Raw genomic sequence first — 25,386 nt, forward strand, 5'->3', positions numbered from 1 at the left:
AACAAGCATGAAAACCTACGATATCGTCGTAATTGGTGGAGGACCAGGTGGTTACGTCGCAGCTATCCGTGCTTCCAAAGAAGGGAAAAAAGTAGCACTGGTAGAACAAGGACATCTGGGCGGCACTTGCTTGAATCGTGGTTGTATTCCTTCAAAAGCTCTCTTGAAGCATGCAGAAGTGATTCATACGATCCGTGATGCTTCCAAATACGGGGTAGAGGTGGGAGACATGACTTTCTCCCTTTCTAAAATGATGGACCGCAAAAATCAGGTAATTAACACGTTGCGTGGTGGTATCCAAGCATTGTTACGTGGAGGTAAAATAGACCTGTATGAAGGAAAAGGTTCCGTGCAACCTGATAAAACGGTAAAAGTAATTGGTGAAAAGGAAGAAACCATTCAAGGAACCTCGATCATTGTGGCTACTGGTTCTTTCCCAACCATTCCACCAATTGAAGGCTTGGATAAAATCTCGTATCTTACTAGTGATGACGTATTTGATATCACAGAAATTCCTGAATCTATTGCGATCATCGGTGGTGGAGTTATCGGTGTTGAGTTTGCCAGTATTTTTGAAAGCTTAGGCACAAATGTAACAATTGTGGAGATGGCAGATCGCATCGTACCTAGTGAAGATCCAGCTGCATCTCAATTGCTGACAAAAACACTACGCAAAAACAAGATTACGATTCTGACAAGCACGAAGGTAACTGCATTCAAAGAAGAAGCTGACAAAAAAATCGTAGTGATTCAGGATGAAATGGGAGCAAATAAGGAATTGGCTGTTTCAGCTGTCCTTGTAGCAATTGGTCGTTCTCCTAACCACTCTGCAACAGAAGCACTTACCTTGCAGAAGGATGGTAAATTCATTAAAGTAAATGAAAAACTGGAGACAAGTCAATCAGGTATTTATGCAATCGGTGATGTTATTGGTAACTGGCAACTGGCGCATGTTGCTAGTGCAGAAGGCATGGTTGCTGCTCAAAATGCGGCTGGCCTAAACAAAATAATGGATTATCGAATTGTGCCGCGTTGCATCTATACTTCTCCGGAGATTGCTAGTGTAGGTCTGACAGAAGCTCAGGCAAAAGAACAAGGATATCAAGTGAAAACGGCAACGTATCAACTTGCTGTAAATGGTAAAGCACTGGCAAGTGACCATCGCGAAGGTTTTGTAAAAATCATTGCCGACAAGGAATATGGCGAGATCCTCGGTGCTCTTCTTGTAGGACCGCATGTAACGGATATGATTTCTCAAATATCTTCCTACATGCAGCTTGAAGGTACAGTTGAAGAAATGGCGGAATTGATTTTTCCACACCCTACCATTTCTGAAACACTGATGGAAGCAGCGAATGATTGGCTAGGAAAAGGTATTCATTCCTAGGCAATTTTGACAACAAGAACTGGGGAGCAAATATATCCCCAGTTCTTTTTCTTCGCTAAAGGTTCGTTTGTTAGTATAATAGTATGGAAATCATAAAAGAAGTGAGGTGAGCAAATGGATTGGACAGAAAAAAGAGAACTTGTGCGTGTCTCTAAGTTGTATTATTTTCAAGGATTAACACAAGCAGATATCGCAAAAAAAATTGGAGTATCGCGCCCCGTTATCTCCAAATTGCTCCAGAAAGCAAAAGATGCGGGTATCGTTGAGATAATTATTAAGGATGAAACAGTAAATGTCGTAGAAATTGAACAACAGCTAGAATCTCTCTTTTCATTAGAGGAGGCTATTGTCGTTCCTGCGAGTGGAATAGATAATCAGGACATTGTAAAACAGCTAGTAGCGAAGGAAGCCGCTATTCATCTGTCTAAATTAGCTAAGAATGTGAAAAGCATTGGTCTATCTTGGGGAACAACCCTGTATCATATGGTAAATGAGTATCCGTATCAAAGGAATCCAGAACTTACCGTGTATCCGTTAGTAGGAGGTACGGGACGCAGATTTGTAGAGATCCACTCCAATCAATTAGCGTTTGAACTATCAAAACGAATGGGAGCAAAATGTCAGTTTTTATATGCACCTGCTTTGGTAGAAACAGTTGAATTAAAGGAACAGATGTTGCAAAATGAATCCATACATGAGCTACTTGATGAAATCAAGAGTGTAGATATTGCCTTACTCGGGATTGGAAATATTGAAAATTCCACTTTGCTAAGCATGGGATACATGAAAGATAGTGAGATTGAAGAGCTAAGAAGGCATAAAGCAATTGGTGACATTGGTTCCAGATTTATTGATGAACACGGCAATCTGATTGATATTCCGATTAATAATCGAGTCATCGGTGTTGATTGTGAAGATCTACGAGACATTCCTTGTGTAATCGCCCTTACTTCCGGAAGGGAAAAAGTTAGAGCAATAGCAGCTGCATTACGCGGAGGATATTTTCATAAGTTGTTCATTGATGAACATACGGCCAGAGATCTGGTTGAATTAGTTCAATCGCAAGCCTTAGTAAAGTAATCTATAAAGAAGTTAGTATCTGTCATGAAGGGGGTTGGACGTATGAAGGAGACGGCAATTGAAACGGAGTTGTATTGCATGACGTGTCTTGGGCAAGCTCCCCATACGGTTATTTATGTCAATGATATTTTGTACAAAGTAACATGTGAGCAATGCGGAAAAGAAAGTGTCATGGAACCTGATTTAATTAAAGAGATCTATACCCAGTATGTCGATCGAATTATTTCCAAGCCACATCGTATTACGCAAGAGTTCCGGGAAGATTTAAGCCATTTTATTTCCACACTCCCTTATCGAGTCATTAGTAAACCGTATCGAACCTATCAGGAATTTAGCGGTATATTTCACTACAGAAAAAAAGCATCTGGGTGGAATTCAACCAGATCTATTCAAAGTAATAAAGAAGATGAATAGTTGTCATTCAAAATGTAAAAGGATAACCTGGAAGCTCACGCTGCTGGGTTTTTTACATGTCCACTTGCAAAAAATCTGTCGAGGAGAGAACGGTTTCTTTGAGCCGAACTCTGAAAAAGGAGTTCTTTCTGTAAGAAGAACACAAGCTTTTTTCTGCTACATTGGTATAGCTTTTCCATCTCATTTGTAAAATGAGTAGGAAAGGAGGAATGGTCATGCCCCGACAATTTTTGTATGCCTTACTGGTATCCCTTGGTTTGTCACTTACTATTTCAGTTATACCTAATGTAGTGGTAAAGAAAGATTTATCTGCAGACATCCCTACATTTCAAGAAATGCCAAAACAAGTTGTATACACGCATAATATCGTAGACTTACTAGCTTATATGCAAACATATCACAAGGTGAGTCGTGTTGAATGGAAACAGCCTTCCTTACGCATTACCTTACATGTAAAGAATAATAGTACGAACAATCGAGAGCGAATGTTTAAGGATACGTATGCTATATTGTACCATTGCTTACTTTATACTGAGAATATTGAAAAAATAACTGTCCGATTTTCTTCCATGTTAAATGAGAATCAGGGTGCTCCGGAATTGGAAATCGAAGCTAATCGAATCAGTGCACAGGAACTGGATAAATGGGAGAAACCTGAGCAAGTAGAAAATGCAGAAGATTATGTGAAAAAGTTAGGTATAATCCAAATAAGAGAAGCGTCCGGGTTGTAGTAAAATTATTGTAACCCTAAAAAATATGATATACTGTATGGCGATAGATACGATTTCCACATTGTGGTGTGAAGATATTGATGAACGGAAACTGTCATGATGGTGGCATGCAAAATAGCTTCAAGGTTGTAGATGGAGGAGGCACAATGAGCACAGAACGCACTACACTTTTACAAGAAACGAAAGAGTTGCTCGAAGATCTCAAAAAAATGGCTTCGCACTCGTATATTCAACATTACACAGACATTCCTGCTCTCAAAGAAAATCGACTTGCTCTCTTATATTTTTTCTTGAATGAAAATGGTTTTACCAAGGAGAGAGCTCGTATTCTAACCATAGCAACCGGGCTGGTTCAACTGGGTATCGATACACATGAAACGGTTAAGAATCAATACGAAAAAAACAATCTGATTGCAGAGCGGAACAGACAACTTACTGTTCTTTCTGGAGATTATTATAGCGCCTTGTATTATCATCTGCTTGCTGACCAGGGTGAAGTTGAAGCCATCCGTACGCTTGCAATGGGTAATCAAATGGTTCATGAAACAAAAATGAAGCTCTATTTGGCTGAACGAGATAATAAGATGCCGCTAGAGACCTATCTTTCTTTACGTAAAACAATTGATACGGCCCTTTATGTAGCCATCGTGAATCAGTACGCGAAAGAAGAGCAAATGAGAGCATTTTGGATTAGCTTGTTTGAACAAACTTCTGCTTTTGAGCAGCTTATGGGAGAATGGGAGCAACTCGAATGGCAAGATCAATCTCCTGGGCGAATGGTACAATTTTTATTGCAAAAACCAGGAGTTACTTTGGCACTTGTTCTGGATACCATTGAAAATAGAGTCATGGACTTATTACAGGTATGCGATCAGCTCCTTAAAAATTGGAAACCAACAGAAAAACAGAGCGATCTGGAGTGGGTAACATCTCGCTTTACCAATCGTGTGCAACGTTTAAAAAGGGCAGAGGAGATGTAGGGATCATGAGTGCGAAAGATACTAGCCCAAAGGCGGAACACGTCCATTCCGTCTTTGAAAGCATTGCGGATGAATATGACCGCATGAATAATGTTATTAGTTTTGGTAGTCATGGCGCATGGCGAAAATATACAATGCGCCAAATGCAAGTACAGCCTGGACAAGCATGTCTGGATGTTGCATGCGGTACCTGCGACTGGACGATTAGCCTTGCCAAAAGTGTGGGGGATAGTGGTCGAGCTGTTGGGCTGGATTTCAGTCAAAATATGCTTAATGTAGGTGCATATAAGGTAGAGAAGGAAGGACTCTCACAAATCGAGCTAATCAACGCGAATGCGATGAAAATGCCATTTGAGGATAATACCTTTGATCATGTAACAATAGGCTTTGGACTGAGAAATGTTCCGGATGTGCAAACAGTGCTTAATGAGATGGCTCGAGTGGTGAAGCCGGGCGGAAAAGTAGTTTGCTTGGAAGTGTCCAAGCCTCCGTTTATGCCATACCGCAAACTATTTTATCTATATTTTTATAAAATGCTACCGTGGGTTGCCAAGATGGTTGTAAACAAGTATGAAGAATATGCTTGGTTGCCACAATCTTTAACAAATTTTCCAGATAGCAAAGAATTAGCCAGAATGTTTAAACAAGCGGGCCTAGATCCCGTGCAGGTTAAGCTGTTTATGGGTGGAGTATCTGCTATGCATATTGGTACAAAACGGTCATGACCGTTTTGGTTGGACCGCAAGCGGTCACATCCTATTTTATGAAAACCGTCGAGACGGTTTTCACAGGAAATAAACGTAATTCATTTGCAAAATAGAATGGAAGTGCACGACAAATGGGAATTCAAAAACTAAAGATCATCCTGGAAATGATTAAATTTGAGCATAGTATTTTTGCACTACCATTCGCATTCATGGGAGCGGTGCTAGGTAGTTTTGTGGTTAGTGGCACATGGCCAGACTGGATGGATATTTTTTGGGTAACGATTGCTATGGTAGCGGCCAGAAACGCAGCGATGTCGCTTAATCGTTTAATTGATCGTTTTATTGATGCAAGAAATCCACGTACTGCCACGAGGGCAATCCCTGCTGGTCTACTTTCAGTGGTTGAAGTTATCGTCTTTATTATTGTTTCATTTGGAATATTATTTTTTGCTGCGTACAAACTTAATCCGTTAGCAGTAAAATTATTGCCGCTTGCTGTGTTTGTACTTATCCTCTATTCTTACACGAAACGTTTTACTTGGCTCTGTCATTTTGTACTAGGTATCGCACTTGGATTTGGACCGCTTGGCGGGTGGGTAGCCACGACTGGCATGATTGATGGAACTGCCATGCTACTATTTGTTATCATTGTGCTATGGACTGCCGGGTTTGATATCGTGTACGCCTGCCAGGATCACGAATTTGATGTGGATGAAGGTTTACATTCCATTCCGAGTAGATTCGGGATAAGGAACGCTCTTATTATTGCACGTGTTTGTCATGCGATTACCGTGATTGGATTTTTCGCACTATATGCCACAACAAATCTATCAATCTGGTTCTTGATCGGCATTATTGTGGCAACACTAATACTAATCTACGAACATCGTCTAGTGAAACCAAATGATTTATCTAAGCTAGATGTTGCCTTTTTTACCATGAATGGAATACTAAGTGTAGTTGTATTTATTTTTACTATGCTGGATTTGGTGATTACATGAAAAAAATGAGATTAGGTGTTGGAATAACAGGCGCAAGTGGTGCGATATACGGAATCCGTCTTGTGGAAGAGTTGCTTCGAGCAGGTCATCTGGTCCACCTGATGGTTACAGAAGCAGGGTGGCAAGTCTTTCATGATGAGCTAGACTTGGCACCTGACGTTACAGAACGCGAAACATTCTTGCAAGAGTACTTTGCACCACAAAATCAAGGAGAACTTCATTACTGGACACTTCGGAATTTTAATTGTCCGATGGCTAGCGGTTCCTATCAGAGTGACGGGATGATCATCGTCCCTTGCTCAATGGGTACTTTATCAGGGATTGCCCATGGTGCTTCGGGTAATCTGATGGAAAGATGCGCTGATGTAATGATTAAGGAGGGGCGTAAACTAGTGCTTGTCCCAAGGGAGACGCCTTTAAATGCCTTGCACTTGGAAAACATGCTGAAGCTTAGTCAACTAGGCGTTAGAATCCTACCAGCCATGCCAGGTTTTTATCAAAGACCTCAAACATTGGAGGATGTCGTTAACTTTGTCGTTGGAAAGGCGCTCGATTCGTTGCAAGTGCCTAATCAGATGTTTAGAAGATGGGGGGATCACCTTGAGTAAAAAGAGACTTCAAGTCGGTCAAATATCCTATACGAATACCCTTCCCGTTTATTATTATGTACAGACTGAAAAATTTATCAATAAAGCTGATATCATTCAACAGTATCCGGCTCAATTAAATGATGCAATGGCAGAAGGAAAGATTGATGTAGGACCAATCTCTTCTTTTAGCTATGCGGAACATGCAGAAGAGTATGTTCTTATGCCAGATATATGTGTTGGAGCCAAAGGCCCGGTTAACTCTATCTTTCTATTTAGTAAAAAGTCGATTGAGAAATTAGACCAAGCAAAAATTGCTTTGACGAATACCTCTGCAACTTCTGTTAATCTACTAAAGATCCTATTGCAGAAATGTAAGGGTTTATCTCCATCCTATACAGTTATGAGACCCGTATTATCAGAGATGATGGTGGAACACGATGCTGCTTTACTAATTGGCGATGAAGCTATTGTGGCTAAGCGCTCCGATCATGGGTATTTCGTCTATGATCTTGGACAATTGTGGTATGAAGAGACAGGTTATCCAATGACCTTTGCTGTTTGGGCTATTCGCCGTGATGCGCTTGAACAACATGAAGAATTGCTTAGCGAACTGCATCATCAGTTTGTTCTTAGCAAGAATAAGAGCCAACGGGACTTCACGGAAGTGGTGGAGTACACAGTTAAACATTTTGGCGCGGACACAGACTTTTGGCATGGATATTACTCGGGCTTGATTCATGACTTCACAAGCGAGCAAATCGCTGGGTTAGAGCATTATTATGCCTACGCGGCTGAGTTAGGTTTATTGCCAAAACCGGTAAAGGTAACATTTTGGCCTGCAGACAGCTACACTACTACGTCAATGAATTAGGTGAATGGAATGAATTTGGTTGATATTTATATGCAAGTTAAGAGCGATGTTTCATACATCGAACGGGAACTGGAAAAGTCAATTGATCCAGATTCCCGAGAGCTATATCAATCCTCCACACATTTAATGAAGGCAGGCGGAAAACGAATCCGCCCTGTCTTTGTGTTGTTAGCGGGAAAGATGGGGGAGTATGACGTGAAGCAATTAGCTCATGTGGCTGTACCTCTAGAATTAATTCACATGGCTACTTTGGTTCACGATGATGTGGTAGATGATGCACATAAACGACGTGGTAGAGATACAGTACGTACGAAATGGGACAATAAAACTGCCATGTACACGGGTAATTATGTTTTGGCAAGAGCCCTTACCATTATCACGAAATTGCCTAATCCACTGATTCATCGCATTATGTCGAATGCTATCTTGGAGATGTGTAAAGGCGAGATTGCACAAGTTCGTGACCTACATAACTGGGATCAAGGATTACGCAATTATTTGCGTAGAATCAAGAGAAAGACGGCTTTGCTTATCGCGATTAGTTGTCAGTTGGGAGCAGTTGCTTCCAATGCTTCTACTGATGTTGTTCGACGTATGTACCAATTTGGCTATAATGTTGGTATGGCTTTTCAGATTACGGATGACATTTTAGACTTTACAGGTACGGAAAAACAATTGGGAAAACCTGCTGGAAGCGACTTGCGTCAAGGAAATGTCACACTGCCAGCTTTATACTCAGCATATGCAGGAAGTACAAGAAGCACCTTCCAGGATTGGATTCGTACCGGTGAAATATATTCACGTACAGAGGATGCGATTACTCTCATTCATCAAGGAGAAGGTCTAGCGTACTCTCAAGAGTTGGCGGAACGATACCTGGCTCGTGCGAAAGCTGCATTGGTTGATTTACCAGATTCATCGGCTAAGAAATCAATGTTGCAGATTGCCGATTATATCGGGGGCCGTAAGTTTTAGATGACAACGATCTATCAAAAAACCACTCTCATAAAGGAGATGTGGTTTTTTTGTGAATAGAAAGAAGGGATTGAAGTTTCTTGCAATTCGGTTATTGCTTGTACTCTCTGGTTTTGATAAAATTTTGATGTTACAGGTAAATAGTAGTGCAAATCTTAGTAGGTATTATGGAGGGCATTAGAATGGAAAAAACTTTTATCATGGTAAAGCCAGATGGTGTACAACGCAATCTTGTGGGAGAAATCGTTTCTCGTTTTGAGAAAAAGGGCTTTACTTTGGTTGGCGCAAAAATAATGAACGTAAGTAAAGAACTCGCTGAACAGCACTATGCTGAACATAAAGAGCGTCCTTTCTTTGGGGAATTGGTTGATTTCATCACTTCTGGACCAGTTTTCGCTATGGTTTGGGAAGGTAACAATGTAATCACAACGGCTCGCACGATGATGGGTAAAACAAATCCTGTTGATGCAGCACCTGGTACAATTCGTGGTGATTATGCAGTATCTGTTGGCATGAACATTATTCACGGTTCTGATTCTCCAGAGAGCGCAGAGCGTGAAATTGGTCTTTGGTTTGCTACTAACGAAATCGCTTCCATTGAAAAAACGATTCAACGCTGGATCTAATAAGAGCACACAAGAGGTATATCGCTAACCGTAACAGGTTAAGTGTTATACCTCTTTTTTCTTGTGTAAGCATGTATAAGCAATGTATGTACACAACTGTAGTGGGCTTCTTCTGCAAAGGGTTGTGGTGAAAAAACCAAGTAACTTCAAATCATGAAAAACCAGACTGCTCCACAACACCGTTCGAGGGAAACGCAAAAGGAAGCTATCTCAAAGATGTACCACATAGGTAGCGTTTCTATTTCCTCGAACAGTGTTGTTACGCAAGGTAGGATGGTAAAAGGTCCCTTGCCAGAAAACATGATTCTTTTCGCAAGCTTATCCTCTTCAAACAAGGAAAATGAAATTGTGTAAACATGGATGGAAAGTTTTTATCCTGCTAACAGACTGCATCATTTTAATGAGGAACAGCCTCTATGAACAGGCAATAGTTTTTTATGATTCGTTAATCCACTACAGCTGGTTGTCTCCACCAAGTTGGAAGTAAACACAAGGAAGCTTCCACGAAAACCTTATCTATAAAGTTCTCTTGGTAAATCACAATTATTAACATTTCGCGGACATTTTTTATAAACAAGCAGGAATTAGCCCTGTTAGTAACGAAAAGGCATCATTAGTGCAAAAGGGGGCTATACATAGTGGATGATAAAGATTTTTTACAGTTTATCGCCCTGGTCAAAGGCAAAACGGGTATTGATTTAGCACTGTATAAAGAAGCTCAGATGAAGCGCCGATTAACGTCGCTCCGAATGAAACGTGGTTACTCAACGTTTGTTTCCTATTATGAAGCAATCAGCAAGGATCAGTCTCTTTTTTATGAGTTCTTGGACAGAATGACAATCAATGTCTCAGAATTTTTCCGTAATCCAGGTAGATGGACAACATTAGAAGAGCGAATCCTTCCTAAATTGAGCCAAGAGTCAAGTCGTCTGAAATTGTGGAGTGCAGCTTGTTCAACGGGAGAAGAACCATACACATTAGCACTAACTCTCAAGCGTAAGCATTTGCTTGGGAAGTCTAGTATTTTGGCTACAGATATTGATGAGGGGGCCATCAGTAAGGCAAAACAGGGTGTCTACATGGAACGTTCGTTGCAAGATTGTCCCAATGACCTACTTCAAAAATATTTCCAGAAGGATCAGCTTACATATCGGATTGATCAGGAAATCAAGCAAGCCGTTCATTTTAAGAAGCATAACCTATTAGCAGAACCGTTTGAGACCGGATTCGATCTCATTATTTGTCGTAACGTTCTTATATATTTCACTGAGGAAGCAAAACATGAATTATATCAAAAATTTAGCCGTGCCCTGCGCCCAGGTGGAGTATTATTCGTAGGAAGTACGGAGCAAATATTTCAACCACAACAGTATCAATTACAGCCAGAAGATACGTTTTTCTATAAAAAAACAGAAAAATAAAAACGACGATGTATAGGAAAGGGGCTTCCTTTGAAAAATAGGAATATAAAACTTTTCCAATCAAAGGAGCTCTTTCATGGACAAGTCTAAAGCGATTGAAGCATATCGTCACGGGTTGATTAGTATAAAGGAATGCAGTCAGATTATTGGAATGGAAACCAGATTTATGGAGACCGTAAACAATCTGTACGAGCAGGAAAAAAACAGAGTGACTAAAGTAAAATCAGTATAATCTGATGTACATGTAAGGTGCTTCTCATGAATGTGGGAAGCATTTTATCTTTCATCCATTTTCTTATTTTGTATTGTATGATATTATAACGCTTAAAAGTGTTAAAGGATTGGATTGGAGGAGACGAGATTGAGATATATAACAGCAGGTGAATCACACGGTCCCCAACTAACGGCAATTATAGAGGGGGTACCAAGTAACGTTCCTTTTTCATTTGACGAAATAAATAAACAATTAGAGCGTCGACAAAAAGGTCATGGTCGTGGTCGCCGGATGCAAATCGAGAAAGATACTGCTAAAATTGTGTCTGGTGTTCGACATGGATTTACAACAGGTGCTCCAATTACGCTCGTAGTTGAAAATAATGATTGGACACACTGGCAAAAAATTATGGGTGCCGAACCAATACCTGAGGAAGACGAAGCACGTCGCCGTGTGTCTCGCCCTCGTCCTGGACATGCTGACTTAAATGGAGCGATCAAATATCATCAGCGTGATATGCGTAACATTTTGGAGCGTTCCAGTGCCAGGGAAACAACGATGCGTGTTGCCGTTGGAGCTGTTGCACGCATTCTATTAGAGCAATTTGGTATTCGTGTAGCTGGACGCGTGAAGCAAATTGGCGAAGTGATCGCTCGGGATCGTGAGCTCTCACTATCCGAACTCATAGAAATTACGGAAGCATCACCAGTGCGCTGCGTTGATCCGATTGCAGAGAAAAAGATGATGGAACTAATTGATAAAGCGAAGGAAGATGGAGATTCGCTAGGTGGTATTGTCGAAGTAGTGGTAGAAGGTGTACCGACTGGGTTAGGAAGCCATGTTCAATGGGATCGAAAACTGGATAGTCGACTGGCCCAAGCGATAGTAAGCATCCAAGCCTTTAAAGGTGTAGAAATTGGAATTGGCTTTGAAGCAGCAGGTCTTCCTGGTTCACAGGTTCATGATGAAATTGTCTGGAATAAAGAATCAGGCTATAGCCGAACTACCAATCGTGCAGGCGGTTTGGAAGGCGGTATGACGACTGGAATGCCGATTGTTGTTCGTGGCGTGATGAAACCAATCCCTACCTTGTACAAACCATTGATGAGTGTGGATATTGATACAAAAGAAGCATTTACCGCTCAGATAGAGCGTTCTGATAGTTGTGCGGTACCAGCTGCTAGCGTGGTGGCGGAAGCGGTCGTAGCGTGGGAAATTGCTTGTGCCATGTGTGAGAAATTCCCTTCAGATGCCTTGGAAGATATGATTGCTAACGTAAAGGACTATCGGGCATATACGGAGAGCTTTTAATGAATACCAAACAAGTAACGGTCGAGTTGGGTGAGAGAACCTACCAGATTTTAATTGGTTCTGGGCTTTTGGAAGAAGTAACCACGCACATACAGCAAGTTGGAATAAAAGGTACCCAAAAGCTTTTTATCGTAACTGATACAAATGTTGCTCCGTACTATTTAGAAAAAATCAAGGCACAGCTTGCGGATGGCGGCTATCAGGTTGCTACATTTATCGTTTCAGCTGGGGAAAAGGCAAAGCAGTTTGCAGTTTACGAAGAAGTGATGACAGCTGCCATAGAAGCAAAATTAGATCGAAAATCAGTGGTGTTAGCACTTGGAGGCGGGGTAGTTGGTGATCTGGCGGGATTTGTCGCAGCTACCTACATGCGAGGAATCAGCTTCATTCAGATTCCAACTACTTTGCTCGCCCATGACAGCTCTGTCGGAGGAAAGGTAGCTATTAACCACAGGTTAGGTAAGAACTTGGTAGGGGCCTTTCATCAGCCATTGCTGGTTTTATACGATGTCTCTACGCTTACGTCCTTACCAAAACGTGAAATTGCAGCTGGATTTGCAGAAATTATTAAGCATGGATTGATTTCAGACGAAGGCTTTGTACGCTGGTTGGAAGAACATGCGGACGAGCTTAAGCAACTACATCCTGAATTATTGGCAGAGGCCATTTATCGTGGATGTGCTGTTAAGACAAATGTAGTCTCTGAGGATGAGACAGAGCAAGGGATACGTGCGATTTTGAACCTAGGTCATACCTTTGGACATGCGTTTGAAGCTTTGTGCGGCTATCAGGAGCTAAATCATGGAGAGGCAATTTCTGTTGGGATGGTCCTTGCTGCTCGGTTTGCAGAGCAGGAACATCTGGCACCACAGGGTGTAGCTAAACGAACGAGCAGTGTCCTCAGTATGTTTGATCTACCAGTCAGCTGGCCAAAAGAAATGAATCCAGATAATGTATTAGAAGTAATGGAAAGAGATAAGAAGGGCGTTGCCGGTCAGATCAACCTTATACTTCCGACATCAATCGGTCATGTTCAGATTGTTCCCGGGATAGCTATAGAAAAACTACAGAAGTTTTTAAGAGACGAGTGGGAGGAATCGAAGAAATGATGATGGTGAGGGGTGTTCGGGGAGCTATTACAGTAAATCATAATGAGAAGAATGAGATGTTAGAAGCCACCTCGGAAATGTTACAAGAGATCATGAAACGCAATCAATTAGACGCTGATGATATTGCAAGTGCAATCATCACGGTAACGGATGATCTGGATGCTGTTTTCCCAGCTCAGGCTGCGCGTGACACATTGAAATGGGAACATGTTCCTCTGATGTGTGCCAAAGAAATTTCAATACCTGGGAGCCTGCAAAAGTGTATTCGCGTCATGCTACACGTCAATACAACAAAGAGCCCGCAAGAGATTCAGCACGTTTTCTTACGTGATGCTGTGCGATTACGCCCTGATCTGGTAAAAGAATAGTTGACATCACGAGCGGTTTTTTGTAAAGTAAGATCAAGTTTTTAAAGCAACCGTAAGATCACAGGATCTTAGGTTTTGAGTGAGTAAGATGAGTAGAGCTGAGAAGAGATAGGTTGTATGAGATGAGGAGAGCTGAGCTAGCTACGGGACTAAAGTCTAACACCCAGCACTCTGCTGGGTGTTTTTGTGTTACATAAAAACTACCCTCCTTATATTCATGATACTATCCTCTTCCACATTACGGAAAGAGGTGTGTTAGCCATGTTTGAACCCCGTTTTGAAGAAGTGCTTCGTTTATCACGTACACACAATTTGATTCCCATCCGACTGTCTATGATGGCAGATCAAGAAACTCCCATTCGACTTTTTCAGAAGTATCAAAAAGAAGCCGCTTTTCTGCTTGAAAGTGTAGAAGGAACAAAGCATTGGTCTCGTTACTCTTTTATCGGATTAACGCCATTTTTACGGGTAAAGGCAACAGAACAAGAAGTGGAATTACAATATGCTACGGGAGAGCGTGAACGATTATCAGCCAACCCGATTGAGGTATTGCGAAGGCTATGCAGAGCGTACCAAACCCCTCAACTACCTGACTTTCCTCCATTAACCGGAGGAGCGGTCGGATACTTAGGCTATAACACGCTACGTAACGTGGAGGAGCGATTGCCGAAGCATAAACGACAATCTTTACAAATTCCAGATGTGCAAATCCTGTTTGTTGATGAAATGCTAGTTTATGATCATGTGAAACAGGAAATACAATTTTTTGTCCATGTGAAAATAGCTCCCGATGATACAGAGGATATCGTAAGAACGAAGTATCAGGAAGCTACTGAAAGATTGTTGGAGCTTCAAAAACAGTCGGAGGGTGAAGGAGAACAGATACAACGTGCTCCCATTATTACGCAGGATCATAAGCCTCTTGTGTTAACAGGAAATATGACCTACAAAGAGTACGAATCCATGATAAACAAAGGAAAAGAGTACATTGCCAGTGGTGATATATTCCAAATTGTCTTATCACAACGGTTGAGTGCAGAAACTAGCGTTGATCCATTTGCAGTTTATCGAGTATTGCGTACGACCAATCCATCTCCTTATCTGTACTACTTACCATTAGAGTCAGCCACGTTGGTAGGTGCCTCACCTGAAGTGGTGGTAAAGGTTCAGGATAAACAGGTGCAAATCAGACCAATTGCTGGAACGAGAAAGCGTGGTTCAACGAAAGAAGAGGATATGGCTCTGGAGCAAGAACTTCTAGCCGATGAAAAAGAGTTAGCTGAACATCATATGTTAGTAGATTTAGCTAGAAATGATGTTGGTCGCGTATGTAACTATGCATCTGTGAATGTAGACCAAATGCTCGAAATAGAGAGATACTCTCAGGTCATGCACATTTCTTCCACTGTTTCAGGGGTGCTTAAAGATAATATGGACTGCTTTGATGCCTTACTATCTGCATTTCCAGCTGGGACGGTATCAGGTGCTCCCAAAATTAGAGCGATGGAGTTAATAGCAGAGCTGGAGCAGGACGATCGACATACGTATGCCGGGGCAATATGCTATTTCAGCTTTACGGGTAACCTCGACAGCTGCATTGCAATTCGTACTCTACTCTTTACGGAGGGTAAGGTGCATATGCAGTCTGGTGGCGGAATTGTAGCGGATTCTATACCGGAATTAGAATATCAGGAAGCATTGAATAAGGCCAAAGCAATGATAAAAGCCTTAGAAAAGGCGGAGAAAATGTTTACAAAAAAGGAGGCAGGGGTATGTTAGTCAAAACATTAGAACATCTCAGTCGTCAAAATCATCTGGATCGTGAGACAGCAAGGATTGCCATGGGCGAAATCATGGATGGTCATGCAACTCCTGCCCAAATCGGTGCGTTTCTGGCGTTTCTACGCATAAAAGGGGAACAAGTGGAAGAACTGATTGGTTTTGCACAAGCCATGCGAGAGAGAGTGAATCATTTTCCACTACAGCAAGGTAATCTAGTGGATACCTGCGGTACAGGTGGAGATGGCGCGCACACTTTTAATATTTCCACTGCTGCAGCTATTGTTGCGGCTAGTGGTAATGTTCAGATAGCGAAACACGGAAATCGGGCTGTTTCGAGTAAATGCGGCAGTGCTGACGTATTGGAAGCGTTGGGAGTACCCATTCAACTAGCGCCTGAGCAAGCAGCGGAATGTCTGACCCAGACCAACCTATGTTTCCTGTTTGCACCGCTATATCATGAGGCAATGCGCCATGCGGCAGGTCCACGGAAAGAACTGGCAATTCGAACGGTTTTTAATTTACTTGGTCCGTTAACAAACCCCGCACGAGCAGATCGACAGCTACTAGGTATTTATGATCGTTCTCTTTTAGTGCCTATCGCAGAAGCGTTGGGTGAACTAGGGGTGAAACGGGCAATGGTCGTAGCAGGCTCAGACGGTCTAGATGAGTTGACCATTACAGGCGATAGTGAAGTAGCTGAACTCCGTGATGGTGTAGTCACTTCTTATCGTGTGAATCCAGTAGAATTCGGGCTCTCACTGGGAAGTGCAGAGGAGATTAAAGGCGGAGATGCTTCTTACAATGCAGAAATACTCTCTAGTATTTTTCAAGGGAAACGAGGAGCGGCTAGGAATATCGTTCTCTTAAATGCTGGTGCCATTCTTTACATTTCTGAAAAGGTACTTTCGTTGCAGGATGGCATTATTAAAGCGGCAGAACTAATCGATAATGGGCTGGCTTCAGCCAAATTGGAACAGCTTCGTCAGTTATCGGGGAGGATTAGCCATGCTTCGTAAAATCGTAGAACAGAAAAAAATCGAAGTACAGCATCTCTACAACACAACATCAACTCAGTCCATGTTAAGAGAGATTGTTCATCAATCAGATTGCCGAGGGTTTGTTGATGCCTTACTTACAAGCAATAGACCTGTCAGTTTAATTGCAGAGGTAAAAAAAGCGTCACCTTCAAAAGGACTCATTCGTCCAGATTTCGATCCAGTAGCTATTGCTCTTGATTATTCTGCTGTACAGGCAGATGCGATTTCTGTTTTGACGGACCGGCAGTTTTTTCAGGGGAATTTATCTTACCTGCAAGCTATTCGTGATGCTATAGAACAGCCGCTTCTACGTAAAGATTTTATCATTGATGACATACAAATTGTCGAGGCGCGTTTATCTGGTGCTGACGCTATCCTTCTGATTGCAGCTATTCTCGAGCCTGCACAGCTACAGCATTTATACCAGTCTGCTAAGGGTTTAGGCTTAGATGTCTTGATCGAGATCCACAATCAGAGGGAACTTGCGCAAGTACTGTCAGTCGTGAAACCAGAATTGCTAGGTATTAATAACCGTAATCTTCATACCTTCCAAACAGATATCCAAACAACAGCTGAACTCATGCCTCTTGTTCCATCGGGAATTCCGGTTGTAAGTGAGAGTGGTCTTTCCAGCTATGAGGATGTTGTTCACGTTCGCCAGGTTGGAGCTCGTTCCGTATTGGTAGGAGAACAATTTATGCGTAAACAAAATATCAGAGAAGCCGTTCAGAGTTTTTTACGAGAAAATGATCCTTTGAGTAATGTTCAGATATCCGGTTCGTTTGCAAGTGGTGATATACGATGAGCCAATTAAAAATTTGTGGCATACGTGACAGCGAGACCATGATACTACTCGCTCGGCTTCAGGTTACTTATGCAGGATTTGTTTTTGCTAAAAGTAAACGCCAGGTAAGTACAGAAGAAGCCAGGCAGATTGTAGAGCAAGCCAGAGTGGAAGGTGCCAAGCTGCCTAATGCATCAACTATTACATTGCCTCAATTGGTTGGAGTCTTTGTAAATCCGACGATGGAAGAAGTAACGGAAGCGGTTATGCGAGTCCCGCTTCATGTCATTCAATTACACGGAACGGAAACGCCAACGTTCTGTGCAAAGGTTCGTGCGAGGTTTCCACAGTGTGAGGTATGGAAAGCGATTGGAATAGGAAATGAGGGAGATTATAAGGAGCGGATTCAATCATATAAAGAGAATGCAGATGCCTTGTTATTTGATACCCATGATGAGAAGCAGGCTGGAGGCACAGGCAGACGTTTTTCATGGAGTGAAATCCCTTTACTAACCAAGGATACTTCTCCTCGCGTAACTGTCATTGCAGGTGGAATCACACCAGATAATGTTACTGAATTACGAAGAGATTATGATCCGGCCATTATTGATTTATCCAGTGGAGTGGAAACGGAAGGAAAAAAAGATAAAGAAAAAATCAAGATGCTTGTTGAAAGGATGGGACAACATGTCGCAGGTGTATAACTCAGAGCAGCTATCCAAGCCCGTAAATGGCAGATTTGGTGAATTTGGAGGAAGATTTGTTCCCGAAACATTGATGAATGCTTTATTTAGATTGGAGAGTAGTTTTGAAGAAGCAATCCAAGACGAGAGTTTTCAAAGGGAATTAAAAGAACTACTAACATTTTACGCAGGTAGACCGACTCCGTTTTATTATGCAGAACGCCTAAGTGAATACTTGGGTGGAGCTCACATTTATTTAAAAAGAGAAGATTTGAATCATACGGGGGCACATAAGCTGAACAATGCTTTGGCCCAGGGACTTCTTGCAAAAAGAATGGGAAAACAATCAATTATTGCCGAAACTGGTGCAGGACAACATGGGGTTGCTAGTGCTACTGTAGCAGCCAGATTGGGCTTGTCTTGCAAAGTATTTATGGGAGAAGAAGATATCAGACGACAAGAATTGAACGTTTTTCGTATGAAACTATTAGGGGCAGAAGTGATTCCAGTCTCTTCTGGATCGGCTACCTTAAAGGATGCCACAAATGAGGCAATCCGTTACTGGGTTAGTCATGTGGAAGATACCTACTATGTAATTGGATCGGTTGTGGGTCCACATCCATATCCTTACATGGTGCGAGAATTCCAGAAGATTATTGGTGAAGAGACCAGGGAACAATCAATTGCTCAACTAGGCAAACTACCAGATGAGCTGATTGCTTGTGTAGGTGGAGGAAGCAATGCAATTGGATTCTTCCATCCATTCGTCAATGACGACATTAAAATCACAGGGGTAGAAGCAGCAGGTAAAGGTGTTCATACAGATAAACACGCTGCTACTTTAACACTGGGTCGTCCAGGAGTGATTCATGGTTCCATGACTTATCTTTTACAAGACGAGTATGGACAAGTGCAGGAGGCTCATTCTGTATCAGCAGGATTAGATTATCCAGGGGTAGGTCCCGAGCATTCTTATTTAAAGGATTCTGGACGTGTCGAGTACACATCAGTTACAGATGTGGAAGCGTTGGAGGCATGCCAGCTACTTACAAGACTGGAAGGTATTTTACCAGCTCTTGAGAGTTCACACGCCTTAGCCGAGGTAATAAAACGAGCAAAAAAATATACCAAAGAGACGACTATCGCCGTTTGCCTATCAGGTCGTGGAGATAAGGATGTCCATACCTTGCAAGAATACTTTGGCAATCAGGAGGACTCACAATGAACAGAGTGCAAACAAGGCTGGAATCACTTTTTACCGATAAAAGTAAAAAACGTTTTATCCCCTTTATTACCGTAGGAGATCCGTCTCTCGAAGTAACATTCCAATTGGTTCTTAAACTGGTTGAAGCAGGGGCGGATGTCATAGAGTTGGGCGTTCCGTATTCCGATCCGCTAGCTGATGGACCTGTTATTCAAAGGGCTTCCAAACGGGCACTTTCACAGGGAGTACAATTACCAGATGCTCTTCTGTTGGGTCAACGATTACGAGAAGCAGGGGTGTCTATTCCATTACTTATCTTCACCTATGTTAACCCGGTAATCCAGTATGGCATAGAGAGATTCTTTGCTGATATAAATAAGTTCGATCTGGATGGGGCTATCATTCCTGATTTACCATTTGAAGAGAACGAAAGAGCAAGAGGGATAGCCGCACAACATGGTACAGATTTAATTCAATTAGTAGCTCCCACTTCACAAGAAAGATTAGCACTGATCGGAAAAGAGTCCGGAGGATTTCTTTATTGCGTATCTTCTCTTGGGGTAACGGGAGTCCGGCAAGAGATTCCAGTGGAAGTACGTGAACTGGTAGAGCAGGCAAGGGCAAATTCTTCTGCACCGATTGGCGTCGGTTTTGGTATATCAACACCTGAGCAGGTAAAAGAGGTAGCCAAATATGCGGATGCAGTAATTGTCGGTAGTGCAATTGTACAAGAAGTTGAGAAATACACGGAGGAACTCATTAACGAAACAACGCGGAACAGTGCGTTAGAAAATGTGAAAAAGTTTGTCAGAACCTTGACAGATGCGATACAATAGCAAAAAACAATCAACCATGAGGTGAGGAACTGTGATTCCGAAACAAAGTCTTTCGCAGGTTCCGGTATATAAACCGGGTAAACCAATTGAAGATGTAAAACGTGAACTAGGACTTACTGAAGTAATTAAACTGGCTTCAAATGAAAATCCTTATGGATGCTCTCCACTGGCAAAAGAAGCGATTGTAAACGCGATGGATCATCTAGCCATCTATCCAGATGGTGCAAGTAGATTGTTGCGGGAAGAATTAGCTACATTTTACAACATCGATGAAAATCATTTGATCTTTGGTAATGGTTCAGATGAACTGGTGCTTATGCTTTCCAGGGCCTACTTAGAGCCAGGTAGTCGAGTCATTATGGCAGATGTTACTTTTCCACAGTACAAATCCACAGCTGTGGTTGAAGGAGCAGAGATTGTAGAAGTACCATTGAAAGATGGCGTTCATGATCTGGATGCCATGTTAAACCAAGTAAACGAAAAAACTCGTATTGTTTGGGTATGTAATCCAAATAATCCAACCGGTACGATTAACACCTCGGAAGAAATTGCACAGTTTGTAGAGAAAGTGCCTAGTAATGTGTTGGTTGTTTTGGATGAAGCATACTATGAGTATGTTGTAGATTCGCAATATCCTGACAGTTTACCTTTGGTAGCAAAATATCCAAACCTTGTTGTACTCCGCACGTTTTCCAAGAGCTACGGTTTGGCAGCATTGCGTATGGGGTACGGAATTGCAGCAAAAGAAATCGTGGACAATTTAAATCGTGTTCGTGAACCTTTTAACACAAACTCCCTTTCTCAGGTAGCTGCACGTGAAGCATTGCGAGATCAGGAATTCGTTACAGAATGCAGTCGGAAAAACCGTATTGAAATGAAAAGATTTACAGATAAATTTGAGGAGTTGGGGTTACATTATTACCCGTCTCAAACCAACTTCATTTTATTCGAAGTGAAAAGGGATTCTGATGAGGCATTTACCTACTTCTTGAAGAACGGAATTATCACACGTTCAGGAAATGCATTGGGATGCCCAGGCTATTTGCGAGTTACGATTGGAGATGCTGAGCAAACTACGCGCTTCCTCGAAATATTGGAAAGCATGGTAGCTCAGCCATTGCAAAACTAAGCTTGCTGTTTAGCAATGAAATTAGAGTGATGTAGATGAAAGGCCGGTTATAACCGGCTTTTCTCTTTTACCTACCTATAAGAATGAGATAAATAGAAGTGGAGAGAAACAACATGAGTAGAACCATTGCCATACTTGGTGTCGGACTAATTGGTGCATCCATTGCTGTCGCGTTACGCCAGGATTCGATCAATCGTATTATTGGCTTTGATTTGTATCGAGAACAGCTGGATAAGGCAATTAATAAAGGGATCTTGCATGCGGGTACTACTGATCTTCAAACTGCGGTACGTGATGCAGATTTTATCTTTTTATCTGCACCTGTTGAATATATACATCAACTAATTGATGATCTTGCAGAACTAGATTTAAAAAGTGGTGTAATCGTTACAGATGTGGGATCAACTAAACTTGAAATCGTGAAAAAAGGTCAGAGCTTAGGGAAGAAAGGCATCACCTTTATAGGTGGACATCCGATGGCTGGCTCCCATAAATCTGGCGTAGATGCTGCAAATGTTCGATTATATGAAAATGCCTTCTATGTTTTAACGCCGACGGAAGAGACGAAACAGTCAGAAGTTGAAAAGCTCCAACACTTATTGCAGCCACTACATGCAAAGGTAATCACGTTAAAAGCGGACGAGCATGATGAAATTGTTGGTGCCATTAGTCATTTTCCACATATCATAGCTGCACTTTTGGTAAATCAGGTTTCAAAATATAACGGGGAGCAACCTTGGTATCACCGGCTGGCCGCAGGAGGGTTTCGTGATATCACACGTATTGCATCTAGTAATCCTAAGCTTTGGCGTGACATTATACTGAGTAATACAGAATATTTGCTTGAGATTGCAAAAGACTGGCAACGCGATTTTGCTCAAATTGTGCATGCTCTTGAACAGCAGGATTCTACAGAGATCGAAGCCTTTTTCAGAGACGCACGTGAGTTTCGAGATTCTATACCGGAAAAACAGCCTGGTGCCATTCCACCATTGTATGATTTGTATGTAGATATTCCAGACCATCCTGGTGAAATCGGTAAGATTACCACCTTGCTAGGAAGTAAGAATATTAGTATCAGCAATTTGCAAATCAGAGAAACTAGGGAAGATCTTTTTGGTGCTCTACGAATCAGTTTCAGTAATCAACGTGGATTAGAGAAAGGCATAGAATTACTGCAATACTTCGATTACAATGTGTATCAAAGAGAATAAGAGAGAAAACCAGTAGAATAGAAAAGAAATCGTGTGATAGGGAGTGTACATATGACTGAGCAGTTAACCATTAACAAGGTTACCACGATCAGCGGAGAAGTCGTAGTACCAGGCGACAAATCCATCTCACATCGTGCTGTGATGTTTGGTGCCTTAGCAGAAGGAACTACATCTATAACAGGTTTCTTGCCTGGGGCAGATTGTCTCAGTACGATCAATTGTTTTCAACGGATGGGAATTCAAATCGAACAAAATGAAGATAAAGTAACCGTCATAGGAAAAGGATGGTTTGGATTAGAAGAACCAGATCAAAAGCTCGATGTGGGCAACTCAGGGACAACCATTCGTCTGATGAGCGGTATATTGGCAACCCAGCCTTTTCATTGTGTAATAGAAGGGGATGAATCGATTGCCAAAAGACCCATGCGACGGGTTGTTGGGCCGCTTAAGGAAATGGGAGCTAGAATTGACGGGCGGAAAAGCGGTGAGTTTACACCACTTGCGATCCGTGGAGGAGATTTAATTGGAATTAACTACGTATCACCTGTCGCAAGCGCGCAAGTTAAATCAGCAATTTTATTAGCAGGACTACAAGCAAATGGTACTACTTCTGTTGAAGAACCAAGCATTTCACGAGATCACACGGAAAGAATGCTTCAAGCCTTTGGTGTGGAAATCAAGCGTGAAGGTAAAAAGGTAACTGTAACAGGTGGTCAACGTTTAACGGCAACAGACATATCTGTTCCTGGTGACATTTCCTCAGCAGCATTTTTAATTGCGGCTGTTATGATTCTACCTGGAAGCAGACTAGTAATAAAAAATGTAGGGATCAATCCTACACGCACAGGAATCATTGACGTTGTAAAAGCAATGGGTGGAATTATTGAGCTACGTAATGAGCGTATTGTTAATGAAGAGCCCGTAGCAGATATTTATGTGGAATATACGGCACTTAAAGGGACTGTACTAGAAGGGGATCTGATTCCACGCTTGATTGATGAAATTCCAGTAATCGCTGTAATGGCTTCACAGGCAGAAGGTCAAACCATTATCCGCGATGCAAAAGAATTGAGAGTGAAAGAAACAGATCGTATTGCTACTGTAGTGAACCAGTTAGGCAAATTCGGTGCGAAGGTAATCCCAACAGACGATGGAATGATCATTGAGGGTAACCAAAGGCTGCATGGAGCCGAGATTGATAGTATGGGTGATCATCGGATTGGGATGGCAATGGCTATTGCTGGATTAATAGCTGAAGGACAAACGGTAATTAATCAGGCAGATGCAATTCGAGTGTCGTTTCCTGGATTTGCAGAATTATTGCATTCGATTTGTAAATAAGTGATCAGAGAAAAAGTGCTGGTATTTTATAGGATATCCAGCACTTTTTCGTTGCAATATAGTTAACATAATATATTTATGGTAACCATACAGAATTAAAGGTCTGAGATAAAGATCCATCTCAGGTCTGAATTAGTATGATGTATTATATGTTACAATATTCACATATAAAAGAATGTAAGTACATAATAGAAGAAAGGAGTTGACGACCTACTTATGGAAGACCAAGTATTTAAGGAGCATAATTATAAACCTCCTACTCGTTATAAACGTGTTGGAATCTGGCAATTGGCCGTTGCATTTGTGGCGATCGGCTGTGTAATTCTTGCCGATCGTACATGGGATACAGATTATTTGGGTATGATTTTACCTTTTTGGCCTGTGCTTTTAATAGCAATTGGTTTAGAACTGATCCTTTATCAATTATTTTCAAAAGATGATACGAATTATGAGACAAAAATTAGCTTCAAGAGTATCTTTATTCTTATCCTACTTGTAGGTGGTACATATACCTACTATATGATAACAGAAGGAAACTTCTTCAATAATATGGGCAACTATATTTATCGCGGACCAGTGGAAAATCATATGATTGTAGAGAAGGATGTGCCTTTTGCAGAAGCAGAGAACATACGTATTACGAATCCTTTTGGAAAAGTAATCGTGGAGGGTTCGGCAGATAAAAACGTTCACCTATCCGTCTCAGCAAACCTAAAAGCAGATGACGTAAATAATGTAGAGGAATACCTGAAAGATATTCAAGTTATCTTGAGAGAAGGTAGCACCAGTTCAGTAACGATTGAAGATCCTAAACATCGAGCCAGAGATATTGATATAATCATGCGAGTCCCCGCTCACATGAATATTCAGACTAAAGTGGATGCAGGGTCTATTATGGTAACAAATGTTGCTTCAGCTGAGCTTCATTCTAATGCAGGGACAATTACTGTTGACCAAATTACGAAAAAACTACAGGCTGCAACAAATGCAGGCGAAATACAAGCGAGCAATGTTAACTCTGCAAATCTCGAATCGAACGTAGGGAAAATTGAAGTGAAAAACGAGATTAGAGGAGATTTAACAATCAAAAATGATGTTGGTAAGGTGGAAGTTACCGCTACTTCAAGTCCAGATGGTGATTGGAAGCTAATCAACAATATCGGAAAAGTAGAAATTACGATACCGAGAGAAAGTAACGTTACACTTAGTGGGGAAACAGAGCTTGGTTCAATTGATATGATCGATCAAACATTTTCGTCTCATGAAGACCGTAATATGCTGAAAGAGAAGCTAGGAACTGGACAGAACAATATCAGAGTTGAGACTGGTGTAGGTAATATATTATTTCAGCTAACAGAGTAAAAACCGGCTACATTTAGTCGGTTTTTTCTTTTGCAAGAATAGATACTTGATTCGAGTAGATTTTCTAATAAAAATAGTTTGACAAGTGATGGAAATATAATATAATAAAAGTACAGTATGGTTTCTCTCCACTCCTATCCAAATTATTAAAGCACGAATGTGCTGCCGTTGATTGAATGCGCTTTCATTCATCAGCGGCTTTTTTTTATTTTTATAGCAAGTATTATTA

The 25,386-nt window shown here is 41.5% G+C and carries 26 protein-coding genes; all 26 read left to right on the top strand.

The window, feature by feature from the left end:
• Positions 1-7 precede the first annotated feature (7 nt).
• The 26 genes from lpdA (at position 8) to LM917_RS04830 (ending at position 25,157) form a co-directional block, all read left to right on the top strand.
• On the top strand, positions 8-1,387 hold the full coding sequence (gene lpdA / locus LM917_RS04705) for a dihydrolipoyl dehydrogenase (RefSeq protein WP_232696319.1): 1,380 nt from the start codon (positions 8-10) through the stop codon (positions 1,385-1,387).
• A 114-nt stretch (positions 1,388-1,501) separates the two neighbouring features.
• On the top strand, positions 1,502-2,467 hold the full coding sequence (locus LM917_RS04710; RefSeq protein ID WP_232696320.1) for a sugar-binding transcriptional regulator: 966 nt from the start codon (positions 1,502-1,504) through the stop codon (positions 2,465-2,467).
• Between the two features lie 42 nt (positions 2,468-2,509).
• Complete coding sequence (locus LM917_RS04715; protein WP_232696321.1) at positions 2,510-2,881, top strand: hypothetical protein; 372 nt, start codon at positions 2,510-2,512, stop codon at positions 2,879-2,881.
• A gap of 215 nt (positions 2,882-3,096) precedes the next feature.
• Positions 3,097-3,612, top strand: a complete 516-nt coding sequence (locus LM917_RS04720) for a hypothetical protein (RefSeq protein WP_232696322.1) — start codon at positions 3,097-3,099, stop codon at positions 3,610-3,612.
• 146 nt (positions 3,613-3,758) lie between these two features.
• Complete coding sequence (locus tag LM917_RS04725) at positions 3,759-4,592, top strand: heptaprenyl diphosphate synthase component 1 (RefSeq protein ID WP_232696323.1); 834 nt, start codon at positions 3,759-3,761, stop codon at positions 4,590-4,592.
• A 5-nt stretch (positions 4,593-4,597) separates the two neighbouring features.
• Positions 4,598-5,317 (top strand): demethylmenaquinone methyltransferase, encoded by a 720-nt coding sequence (locus LM917_RS04730; RefSeq protein WP_232696324.1) that lies wholly within the window; start codon positions 4,598-4,600, stop codon positions 5,315-5,317.
• A gap of 113 nt (positions 5,318-5,430) precedes the next feature.
• Positions 5,431-6,300, top strand: coding sequence for a UbiA-like polyprenyltransferase (locus tag LM917_RS04735; RefSeq protein ID WP_232696325.1), 870 nt, complete (start codon positions 5,431-5,433; stop codon positions 6,298-6,300).
• Positions 6,297-6,908 carry a UbiX family flavin prenyltransferase gene (locus LM917_RS04740; RefSeq protein ID WP_232696326.1) on the top strand — a complete coding sequence of 204 codons (612 nt, stop codon included), beginning with the start codon at positions 6,297-6,299 and terminating at the stop codon, positions 6,906-6,908. The genes LM917_RS04735 and LM917_RS04740 overlap by 4 nt, the downstream gene beginning before the upstream one ends.
• The gene (locus LM917_RS04745) at positions 6,901-7,761 is read left to right on the top strand and encodes a menaquinone biosynthesis protein (protein ID WP_232696327.1); all 861 of its coding nucleotides are present in this window, start codon (positions 6,901-6,903) and stop codon (positions 7,759-7,761) included. The genes LM917_RS04740 and LM917_RS04745 overlap by 8 nt, the downstream gene beginning before the upstream one ends.
• Positions 7,762-7,770: 9 nt before the next feature.
• Positions 7,771-8,736, top strand: coding sequence for a polyprenyl synthetase family protein (locus tag LM917_RS04750; RefSeq protein ID WP_232696328.1), 966 nt, complete (start codon positions 7,771-7,773; stop codon positions 8,734-8,736).
• A 182-nt stretch (positions 8,737-8,918) separates the two neighbouring features.
• Positions 8,919-9,362, top strand: coding sequence for a nucleoside-diphosphate kinase (ndk, locus tag LM917_RS04755; protein WP_232696329.1), 444 nt, complete (start codon positions 8,919-8,921; stop codon positions 9,360-9,362).
• 638 nt (positions 9,363-10,000) lie between these two features.
• The gene (locus tag LM917_RS04760; RefSeq protein WP_309241931.1) at positions 10,001-10,783 is read left to right on the top strand and encodes a CheR family methyltransferase; all 783 of its coding nucleotides are present in this window, start codon (positions 10,001-10,003) and stop codon (positions 10,781-10,783) included.
• A 76-nt stretch (positions 10,784-10,859) separates the two neighbouring features.
• The gene (locus LM917_RS04765; protein WP_232696330.1) at positions 10,860-11,015 is read left to right on the top strand and encodes a hypothetical protein; all 156 of its coding nucleotides are present in this window, start codon (positions 10,860-10,862) and stop codon (positions 11,013-11,015) included.
• A gap of 129 nt (positions 11,016-11,144) precedes the next feature.
• Positions 11,145-12,308 (top strand): chorismate synthase, encoded by a 1,164-nt coding sequence (aroC, locus tag LM917_RS04770; RefSeq protein ID WP_232696331.1) that lies wholly within the window; start codon positions 11,145-11,147, stop codon positions 12,306-12,308.
• Complete coding sequence (aroB, locus tag LM917_RS04775; protein WP_232696332.1) at positions 12,308-13,417, top strand: 3-dehydroquinate synthase; 1,110 nt, start codon at positions 12,308-12,310, stop codon at positions 13,415-13,417. The genes aroC and aroB overlap by 1 nt, the downstream gene beginning before the upstream one ends.
• The gene (aroH, locus tag LM917_RS04780) at positions 13,414-13,785 is read left to right on the top strand and encodes a chorismate mutase (RefSeq protein ID WP_232696333.1); all 372 of its coding nucleotides are present in this window, start codon (positions 13,414-13,416) and stop codon (positions 13,783-13,785) included. The genes aroB and aroH overlap by 4 nt, the downstream gene beginning before the upstream one ends.
• 261 nt (positions 13,786-14,046) lie before the next feature.
• Positions 14,047-15,564, top strand: coding sequence for an anthranilate synthase component I (gene trpE, locus LM917_RS04785; protein ID WP_232696334.1), 1,518 nt, complete (start codon positions 14,047-14,049; stop codon positions 15,562-15,564).
• Positions 15,558-16,583 carry an anthranilate phosphoribosyltransferase gene (gene trpD, locus LM917_RS04790; RefSeq protein WP_232696335.1) on the top strand — a complete coding sequence of 342 codons (1,026 nt, stop codon included), beginning with the start codon at positions 15,558-15,560 and terminating at the stop codon, positions 16,581-16,583. Before trpE ends, trpD begins: the two co-directional genes overlap by 7 nt.
• Positions 16,573-17,409, top strand: coding sequence for an indole-3-glycerol phosphate synthase TrpC (gene trpC, locus LM917_RS04795; protein WP_232696336.1), 837 nt, complete (start codon positions 16,573-16,575; stop codon positions 17,407-17,409). Before trpD ends, trpC begins: the two co-directional genes overlap by 11 nt.
• On the top strand, positions 17,406-18,092 hold the full coding sequence (locus LM917_RS04800) for a phosphoribosylanthranilate isomerase (protein ID WP_232696337.1): 687 nt from the start codon (positions 17,406-17,408) through the stop codon (positions 18,090-18,092). Before trpC ends, LM917_RS04800 begins: the two co-directional genes overlap by 4 nt.
• Entirely contained in the window at positions 18,076-19,296 is a 1,221-nt protein-coding gene (gene trpB / locus LM917_RS04805; RefSeq protein ID WP_232696338.1) for a tryptophan synthase subunit beta, read from the top strand. Before LM917_RS04800 ends, trpB begins: the two co-directional genes overlap by 17 nt.
• The gene (gene trpA, locus LM917_RS04810) at positions 19,293-20,111 is read left to right on the top strand and encodes a tryptophan synthase subunit alpha (RefSeq protein WP_232696339.1); all 819 of its coding nucleotides are present in this window, start codon (positions 19,293-19,295) and stop codon (positions 20,109-20,111) included. The genes trpB and trpA overlap by 4 nt, the downstream gene beginning before the upstream one ends.
• 31 nt (positions 20,112-20,142) lie before the next feature.
• The gene (gene hisC, locus LM917_RS04815) at positions 20,143-21,240 is read left to right on the top strand and encodes a histidinol-phosphate transaminase (RefSeq protein ID WP_232696340.1); all 1,098 of its coding nucleotides are present in this window, start codon (positions 20,143-20,145) and stop codon (positions 21,238-21,240) included.
• 113 nt (positions 21,241-21,353) lie between these two features.
• A complete protein-coding gene (locus LM917_RS04820) occupies positions 21,354-22,454 on the top strand; it encodes a prephenate dehydrogenase (protein ID WP_232696341.1) in 1,101 nt (366 codons plus the stop codon).
• A gap of 51 nt (positions 22,455-22,505) precedes the next feature.
• Positions 22,506-23,795: a 3-phosphoshikimate 1-carboxyvinyltransferase gene (aroA, locus tag LM917_RS04825; RefSeq protein WP_232696342.1), complete on the top strand. Its 1,290-nt coding sequence runs from the start codon at positions 22,506-22,508 to the stop codon at positions 23,793-23,795.
• Positions 23,796-24,011: 216 nt separating this feature from the next.
• Entirely contained in the window at positions 24,012-25,157 is a 1,146-nt protein-coding gene (locus LM917_RS04830) for a DUF4097 family beta strand repeat-containing protein (protein WP_232696343.1), read from the top strand.
• Positions 25,158-25,386 lie beyond the last annotated feature (229 nt).

Origin of the sequence: Brevibacillus daliensis (assembly GCF_021245735.1) — a bacterium.
Lineage (GTDB): Bacteria > Bacillota > Bacilli > Brevibacillales > Brevibacillaceae > Brevibacillus_B > Brevibacillus_B daliensis.

Coding starts and splice junctions, on each gene's coding strand:
- trpB (WP_232696338.1), top strand. CDS start 18,076: ATGTCGCAGGTGTATAACTCAGAGCAGCTATCCAAGCCCGTAAATGGC.
- LM917_RS04710 (WP_232696320.1), top strand. CDS start 1,502: ATGGATTGGACAGAAAAAAGAGAACTTGTGCGTGTCTCTAAGTTGTAT.
- aroB (WP_232696332.1), top strand. CDS start 12,308: ATGAATACCAAACAAGTAACGGTCGAGTTGGGTGAGAGAACCTACCAG.
- LM917_RS04725 (WP_232696323.1), top strand. CDS start 3,759: ATGAGCACAGAACGCACTACACTTTTACAAGAAACGAAAGAGTTGCTC.
- LM917_RS04720 (WP_232696322.1), top strand. CDS start 3,097: ATGCCCCGACAATTTTTGTATGCCTTACTGGTATCCCTTGGTTTGTCA.
- aroA (WP_232696342.1), top strand. CDS start 22,506: ATGACTGAGCAGTTAACCATTAACAAGGTTACCACGATCAGCGGAGAA.
- LM917_RS04800 (WP_232696337.1), top strand. CDS start 17,406: ATGAGCCAATTAAAAATTTGTGGCATACGTGACAGCGAGACCATGATA.
- LM917_RS04740 (WP_232696326.1), top strand. CDS start 6,297: ATGAAAAAAATGAGATTAGGTGTTGGAATAACAGGCGCAAGTGGTGCG.
- aroH (WP_232696333.1), top strand. CDS start 13,414: ATGATGATGGTGAGGGGTGTTCGGGGAGCTATTACAGTAAATCATAAT.
- trpC (WP_232696336.1), top strand. CDS start 16,573: ATGCTTCGTAAAATCGTAGAACAGAAAAAAATCGAAGTACAGCATCTC.
- LM917_RS04830 (WP_232696343.1), top strand. CDS start 24,012: ATGGAAGACCAAGTATTTAAGGAGCATAATTATAAACCTCCTACTCGT.
- LM917_RS04715 (WP_232696321.1), top strand. CDS start 2,510: ATGAAGGAGACGGCAATTGAAACGGAGTTGTATTGCATGACGTGTCTT.
- lpdA (WP_232696319.1), top strand. CDS start 8: ATGAAAACCTACGATATCGTCGTAATTGGTGGAGGACCAGGTGGTTAC.
- trpA (WP_232696339.1), top strand. CDS start 19,293: ATGAACAGAGTGCAAACAAGGCTGGAATCACTTTTTACCGATAAAAGT.
- LM917_RS04765 (WP_232696330.1), top strand. CDS start 10,860: ATGGACAAGTCTAAAGCGATTGAAGCATATCGTCACGGGTTGATTAGT.
- LM917_RS04750 (WP_232696328.1), top strand. CDS start 7,771: ATGAATTTGGTTGATATTTATATGCAAGTTAAGAGCGATGTTTCATAC.
- LM917_RS04730 (WP_232696324.1), top strand. CDS start 4,598: ATGAGTGCGAAAGATACTAGCCCAAAGGCGGAACACGTCCATTCCGTC.
- LM917_RS04735 (WP_232696325.1), top strand. CDS start 5,431: ATGGGAATTCAAAAACTAAAGATCATCCTGGAAATGATTAAATTTGAG.
- ndk (WP_232696329.1), top strand. CDS start 8,919: ATGGAAAAAACTTTTATCATGGTAAAGCCAGATGGTGTACAACGCAAT.
- trpE (WP_232696334.1), top strand. CDS start 14,047: ATGTTTGAACCCCGTTTTGAAGAAGTGCTTCGTTTATCACGTACACAC.
- LM917_RS04820 (WP_232696341.1), top strand. CDS start 21,354: ATGAGTAGAACCATTGCCATACTTGGTGTCGGACTAATTGGTGCATCC.
- trpD (WP_232696335.1), top strand. CDS start 15,558: ATGTTAGTCAAAACATTAGAACATCTCAGTCGTCAAAATCATCTGGAT.